Raw genomic sequence first — 6,659 nt, 5'->3', positions numbered from 1 at the left:
TGCGACGCCTGAACGAATCGCTCAACAGCACCGCGACCGGAGCACAGAGCTTCGATCCGGATCACTATTCGGGATTCAATCCCAAGACTGAAGAGTACAACTACAAGTTCCTGGGCGAGAAAGAGATGCTCGCAGTGGTTCACGCGCGGCATTCGCCCGAAGTGACCTGCCCGACTGACGGCGGCGCGTCGGCATGCCCTGAAGATTGGGAGATGCGCCACATGTATATCGTCGAGGCGACTCCGAATCGCGATCTTGGCCAGGCAGGCAACGTGCTCGACAAGGACACCGTCGTGTACATGGATTCGGAAGTATGGTTCGAGCCGTACGTGGACGGATACGATCAGAAGGGAGCGCTGTGGCGCACCAACATCTTCTGGGCAGCGTATCGCGATCGTCCGGTGCCGGATGCGAAGGTCGCAATTTATCCCTTCAAGCGCGAGTTCATCGTGGGCTCGGCCCGCTATGACGTGCAGTCGGGTTTTGCGACAATGTGCTATCTGCCGGGACAAAACACGCCGGAGCGCGAATGCTGGTATATCAACATGGGCGCGGTGGACAAGGAATTTTTCACCACCCAGTCGATGGTGAAGGCGGCTCCGTAAGCTACTTAACCATATAAATCAGGGACTTAGGTTCCGGCAACGACCTGCGGGGCGAGGCGGCGAAACGGCTGCATCGCCCCGCTCTTTTTTTGGCCGGCCATCGGTCAATAAGTAGAATTAATGAACATTTTGATGATATCAGGTGGTACATACTTGACTCGTTGAAAATTCGCGACCAAGAATTGAGCCTAATCACGGTGGGAGGTGCTACCTGATGGTCAGGCATGTTTTGGGGAAGACAATGCTAAGCGTGGGGACGCTGGCGATTGGATTATGTCTGGTTGCGGCTTCGGCCAGTGCGACGGTGAAGCCGGGCGACGTCATCGCTCCCAGCAACGCAGCACAGGTTAAAGATCTGGTTTCGCCCGGAGTGTACTACGCGGTCACTCACGGGATGCGAATGGAAATCACCGCGCCCGAGCGCGTCGATTGGCCGCCGCCATATCGAGAGGCGACCGAAAAGTATTCGCAACAGGTGCGGCTCACCAACGATCATCGCAGCATGGTCGGCTACGTCGCCGGGCAGCCGTTTCCATTGATCGATGCGAATGATCCTTACGTGGGCGCGAAGATCATCTGGAACAATGTGTTCCGTCCGATCTCGAGCGACGATTACGACTTGCGTTTTTATGATTGCCAGAGCGAGTACGTTCGTCCGGGTCAGGACCAGCGCATGATCGACGACATCGAGATCGGCCACTACGCCGGCTATAACCTCGTCGGACGAACCGAAGTCGAGCCGATGCCAATAGACACTGATTTCAAGGAGTCGGGGCGCATGTGGCTGTTCGCGCTGTATCCGGTGCTTGCGCCGCAAGAGGCCCGCGGGACTGGATTGATCCGATATCGCTATGCGGATCCGAATCGCGGCGATGACAGTTGGGATTGGACCCCCGGCACCCGTCGCGTGCGGCGCCTGAGCGAGGCGATTCTTTCCAGCGCGACCGGCGCGCAGAGCTATGACCCCGACCACTACTCCGGCTTCAACCCGAAGACCGAGCAGTACAACTATCGATTCCTGGGCGACAGACAAATGCTCGCGACGGTTCATGCGCAGCATTCGCCGGAAGACACCTGCCCTTACGATGGGGGCGCGACCGCATGCCCCGAGTCATGGGAAATGCGCCACATGTACATCGTCGAGGCGGTGCCGCGGACCGACCGGTTGAGCGGCGGCGCTCTCGATAAGATGACCGACATCTACCTTGACGCCGAAGTATGGTTCGAGCCGTACATCGATACCTACGATCAGAAGGGTCGTTTGTGGCGCACGCACATCTACTGGCTGGCCTATCGAGATCGCCCGGTGCCGGATGCGCGAGTTGCGATCTACCCGTTCAAGCGGGAGTTCGTAGTGGGTGCGGCTTCGATCGACACGCAAGGAAATTTCTCGACGATGTGTTATCTGCCGGGACAGCACACGCCCGAGCGCGAATGCTGGTACATCAACATGGGAGCGATCGACAAGGATTTCTGCACGGTTAAGTCGATGGTGGCGGCGGCTCCGTAAAGCGCGTCCGCATAACCAGCCTGATTGATTGCTGAAATAGGCGCGGAGCAAGCGGCCCAAACGCCGTGGCGCTCCGCGCCTGCGTTTTTTCACCTGTGCACATCCTTGATCGAAGAGCGTTTACAAATGGCTGAGGGCGGAATATATTCTGCGGCGTATCGCGCGTGGTTTCAGGGACTTTCGCGCGATCGTTAAAAAAGGTCCCGTGTCCGACGCCGGCGCGGGTGCGCCTCGCAGGTCCAACGAGTCGCTCTGCGCCGGCACTTTCTTGTTACTCGCACATATTCCTGTCATTTGCCCCAAGAACCTGAGAGCAAAAGCGCGTCCTCGCGATTTTGCGATTTCCTTTCTTAATACTGGGTGCAGGGGTCATCCCCCGCGACGGTGTCGATGCCGCCCGCCGCGCAGGCGTCTGAGTCCTGCGTTGACAGCGTCGGTTCGTCTCCACCACAATCGGCCCATTCAGCTATGGCATTAGCAGGATTCAAAATCATCGATGCGGACGGTCACGTCACTGAGCCGGCATCGCTCTACTCGACGCACATCGATCCAAAATTCAGGTCGGCCGCGGACGCGCTGCTTTCGCGGATCGGTATCGGGAATCTCGGGATCGTTCCGGCGCTGTATCCGAAGTGGCGATCGGCGGAACGTCCGCTCGGCGAGGCGAACGAAATTCCCGGCCTGGGCAAACTGCCGTCGGGCCGCAACCATCCGATGGCCTCGTCCGCGGGCGGCTACGATCCAGCCGAGCGTATCCACGACATGGACAAAGAGGGCATCGACGTCGCGGTATGCTTCGCGACTGTCGCGACTTCGGTATGCGCGGCGACCGATCCCGCGATGGAAGCAGCGCTCGCGCGTGCCTACAACCGATGGGTCGGCGAGTATTGCGGCGCGTTCCCGTCGCGAATCAAAGCGGTCGGGATCGTTCCGCAGCGCGAGATGGAACGATGCGTCGCGGAAGTCGAGTATCTTGCGCGTGAGCCGTGGGCCGTCGGCATCACGACGTTCGGCAATCTGGACGGGATGCTTCCCGATCATCCCTACTTCGATCCGCTCTGTCGAAGCGCGCAGGACGCCGACCTGCCGATCTGCTTTCACGGCGGCACCGACCGTCCGCCGTTCGCGCCCGGCCGCGAGGATGTCGGCAACAACATGTTCATGATGCATCTGACGGGGCACGTGTGGCATCAGATGCGCGTGATGGCGGCGGCGGTCGGCGGAGGACTGTTCGAGCGCTACCCGACACTCCGACTGGGATTTTTCGAAGGCGGAATTTCATGGGTGCCGTGGTGGGCCGAGCGGATGGACGGGCACTACAAGCATTTCGCGCGACACACGCCGAATCTGAAGCGCAAGCCGTCGGAGCACATGCGCGGCGATCGATGCTTTTTCACATTCGATCCGGACGAGGCGATGTTGCCCGAGGCGATGCGCCTGCTCGGAGTACCGCGGCTGATGTGGGCGTCGGACTACCCGCATTTCGACGCCGAGTTTCCCGACGCCGCAGAGATCGTAGTGAACAATCCGCGCCTGTCCGCTGATGAGAAGCGCGCAATCCTGGCCGACAACGCGCTCCGTTTTTTCACGCGCGTCACGGCCTAAGTCACAAGAACTCGAAGGGGCATGTCTTCCCCCGAACATGAGAGCAAAAGTGCGTCCACGCAATTTTGCGATTTTCTTTTCCGAATACTGGGTGCAGGGGTCACCCCTGCCGCCCGCCGCGCAGGCGTCTTTCCCTCAGACTTTGAAGCGGATGTGGATCATGTCCCCGTCGCGCATCACGTAATCGCGGCCTTCGAGCCGGAGCTTGCCGGCCTCTTTGACCTTCGCATCTGACTTGTGGATCGCAAAATCCTCGTAGCTGACGACTTCGGCCCGAATGAATCCGCGCGCGATATCGGTGTGAATCACGCCGGCTGCGGCAAGCGCGGACTCGCCGCGGCGCAGCGACCATGCATGCGCCTCAGGCTCGCCGGCGGTGTAGAAAGTGATCAGCCCGAGATGATTGTAGAGCGCGCCTATCAGGCGATCGCGAGCGGGCGCGTCAAGGCCGGCGTCCTTTAGCATTTCCTTCTGGCCAGCCTCGTCCAGCTCCCACAACTCGGACTCGAACGCAGCTGCGAGCCTGAAGACCTCGAGTCCGTGCGCGCGCACGGCGGAATGCTCCGCCTCGGTGACGTCCGCGGATGCGCGTTCCATCTCGCAGTTGACAGTCACCAGCGCGGGCTTGCGCGAGAGAAATCCAAAGCTCGAGAACGCCTGGGTCTCCTGTGCGGTCAGGTCGAGCAATCGCAGCGCTTTGCCGTCGCCGAGCCATGCGATCACTTTTTCGAGCGCCGCGCGCTCGAAGTCACTGCCCTTTTCTTTCTTGAGCCGCTCGAGCCGGCGCTCGGCCTGATCGAAGTCGGCGAACACCAGCTCGCCTTCGATGCTCTCGAGCGTCGTGACTAGATCTTTTTCCATTCCGCCGAATTGCGGAATCACGATCAGCAGCGCGTCCATGTCACGGACCAGCGGCAGCAGGCTCGGGTCGAGCGCAGCGCCCTCTTTCTGCTCTTTTGGATTCGGCGCGAAGTCGAGGATAGTAAGCTCGACCGGAATTTTCTTTTTCGAGCCGTACGCCTCTTCGAGAAGATCGAGTCGCGGATCGGCAACCTTGATTTGTCCCGGACGCGCACGATTGCGGCCCTCGGCGGTGCCCGGAATCGGGGCCAGTCCAGTCAATGCGTGAAATACAGTAGATTTTCCGGCGCCGCGCGCGCCGATAATGCCAGTCTTCAAATTGCGCCACCTTCGATCTACGGGATTCTACACGACCGCGGCGCGACAGAGTAAGACCTTAGGCGGCGCGGGTAGTGTCCTAATTTGAAAATCTGGCGGGATGAAGCGTGGACGGGAGCGGGATTTAATGGGATGCCGGACTAGAGCGGACAGGATCAGATCGGGCGGGGTTCAATTTGACCGCGAATTTCGGAGGATGACCGCACCCGCCGCCACGATCCCGACAGCCGCAATCGAAACCGCGATAGCTTTCAACCCCGGGTATATGGCGGCCTGTGCGTTGACGTTTGGATCGGCACCTACGAACATAGCGTACAGGCAGGCCGCAACCCCGAGTACCGTCAAGATGGTTCCAAGGATTCTCACCGATTCAGATGGAGCGATCAGTTAGTGGCACAGCTCTCCTGACTGCGCGCTCTTGCTCTTGAGCCTGAATGTCATGAAACCAGCTCTCTGGACTGCGGGCTTTCACGAGCTTTCGTCTTAATTTTCGCGTCTCTAGATTGAAATAAACACAGAGCCAGCGCCGCTTGGATTTTCTATCAGCAGTGTAGAGATTGCTGCTTGAATGAAGAGCCCAAAAGGTTTCAGACTTGATGGGATCGGTTTTTGTGGTCGGCATTCATTCACCTCAGACTTGATTCTGTCCCGTCCATGAGTTCATACTCCGGTCATGCCTAAGCGCTCAAGGACGGGCAAACCCGACGTAAATCAGATGGCGTCGAATCTGATCGATGCCATATCAGGCGACCTGCCAGCCGAGCAACCGGACACTGGCAAGAACCCCGCAGCGGTCGCGCTCGGCAGGCTTGGCGGTTTGAAGGGCGGAGATGCGCGCGCGAAAAAACTCTCGAAGAAAAGACGTTCGGAAATCGCTCGCAAGGCGGCCCGGAAGCGTTGGGGCAAATCGCATTCTCGGCGCTCTTGACACCAGCCATGCGATTGTTATCTTATAAGTGAACTAGGGACGGTGCCAATGCAGATTTATAGAGACTTGGGAGCAACTTACGTGGGGGGACACTGTGCCTCTTCGACGAATGGTAGGGGGAAGATCTGGCGCTGTCTATTCTTTCGTTCGGCCAAATAACCGTGAGCCAGCCAAGGATTTTCTCGAAAATTTACAAAAGGATGTCAGCAACAAATTTCGCGGCAGCTTCGATTTTTTCACGAAGATGGGCGCAGAATATGAGATCCACTCACGTTTCAAACCCTTGCACAACGAGGGTAAGCCTCTTTGGGAGTTCAAGGAACACGCGCATCACTTCTACGCAGTCCGTGAGGTATTTACACTTACCGACAGAACCGGCCAGGATCGAAAGATCGCTGTCGTTGTATTGCTAGATGGCTGGAAAAAAGAGAAAGGTGGCAAAGGCAAGAAAGAAGAACGTGACCGGATCGGGGGTGCACTGAACCTGTACAACGAGTATCGAAGTGCAGGAATGAGGAAAAGCGATGGAACGGACGAACCACTGGGAACAGCCCTTGAGCGAAAGGAACGACTACGACATTGACATCGTTGTTGAATCGTCGCTCGCGGGCGCACAGGCAACCATCCAGAAGGCGATGAGGGAAAGCAAGATTCGCAACGCCGAACTTGCCGAACGACTGGATCGACCTCGGTCGTTCATCTCCCGGATGCTGAGCGGTAGTCACAATCTGACTGTCAAGACGCTCGCACGTGCCTTGGCGGTGTGTGGCTACGAACTGACTTGGCAGTATCAGCCAATTCAGTGGGGCTGGGTAAAGGAACCCATGATAGT

8 protein-coding genes are annotated in these 6,659 nt (G+C 58.4%); 6 read left to right on the top strand and 2 right to left on the bottom strand.

The genetic code is table 11. From position 1 onward, the window contains the following. From WB650_RS15860 to WB650_RS15850, 3 genes are all read left to right on the top strand, one after another. Window positions 1-605: DUF1329 domain-containing protein (locus WB650_RS15860; RefSeq protein ID WP_423961159.1), on the top strand; the 605-nt coding region annotated here is incomplete at its 5' end. Window positions 606-819: 214 nt separating this feature from the next. Beyond that, entirely contained in the window at window positions 820-2,115 is a 1,296-nt protein-coding gene (locus WB650_RS15855; protein WP_422305163.1) for a DUF1329 domain-containing protein, read from the top strand. A gap of 468 nt (window positions 2,116-2,583) precedes the next feature. Beyond that, the gene (locus WB650_RS15850) at window positions 2,584-3,720 is read left to right on the top strand and encodes an amidohydrolase family protein (protein WP_422305165.1); all 1,137 of its coding nucleotides are present in this window, start codon (window positions 2,584-2,586) and stop codon (window positions 3,718-3,720) included. A 135-nt stretch (window positions 3,721-3,855) separates the two neighbouring features. Here the strand turns inward: WB650_RS15850 and WB650_RS15845 are convergent, their stop codons facing one another. Continuing rightward, complete coding sequence (locus WB650_RS15845) at window positions 3,856-4,899, bottom strand: DUF933 domain-containing protein (protein WP_422305167.1); 1,044 nt, start codon at window positions 4,897-4,899, stop codon at window positions 3,856-3,858. A 370-nt stretch (window positions 4,900-5,269) separates the two neighbouring features. Continuing rightward, window positions 5,270-5,521: a hypothetical protein gene (locus tag WB650_RS15840; RefSeq protein WP_423961157.1), complete on the bottom strand. Its 252-nt coding sequence runs from the start codon at window positions 5,519-5,521 to the stop codon at window positions 5,270-5,272. A 51-nt stretch (window positions 5,522-5,572) separates the two neighbouring features. Between WB650_RS15840 and WB650_RS15835 the strand changes: the two genes are divergently transcribed. The 3 genes from WB650_RS15835 to WB650_RS15825 form a co-directional block, all read left to right on the top strand. Then, a complete protein-coding gene (locus WB650_RS15835; protein WP_423961155.1) occupies window positions 5,573-5,827 on the top strand; it encodes a hypothetical protein in 255 nt (84 codons plus the stop codon). A gap of 94 nt (window positions 5,828-5,921) precedes the next feature. Beyond that, entirely contained in the window at window positions 5,922-6,410 is a 489-nt protein-coding gene (locus tag WB650_RS15830) for a hypothetical protein (protein ID WP_423961154.1), read from the top strand. Next, window positions 6,382-6,659 (top strand): helix-turn-helix domain-containing protein (locus WB650_RS15825; RefSeq protein WP_423961152.1); only part of this gene is annotated, 278 nt, incomplete at its 3' end. The genes WB650_RS15830 and WB650_RS15825, both read left to right, overlap by 29 nt.

Origin of the sequence: Binatus sp. (SeqCode) (assembly GCF_049584895.1) — a bacterium.
Lineage (GTDB): Bacteria > Desulfobacterota > Binatia > Binatales > Binataceae > Binatus.
The sequence above is the reverse complement of the archived record's forward strand: the minus strand, read 5'-3'. Positions and strand labels throughout refer to the sequence as shown.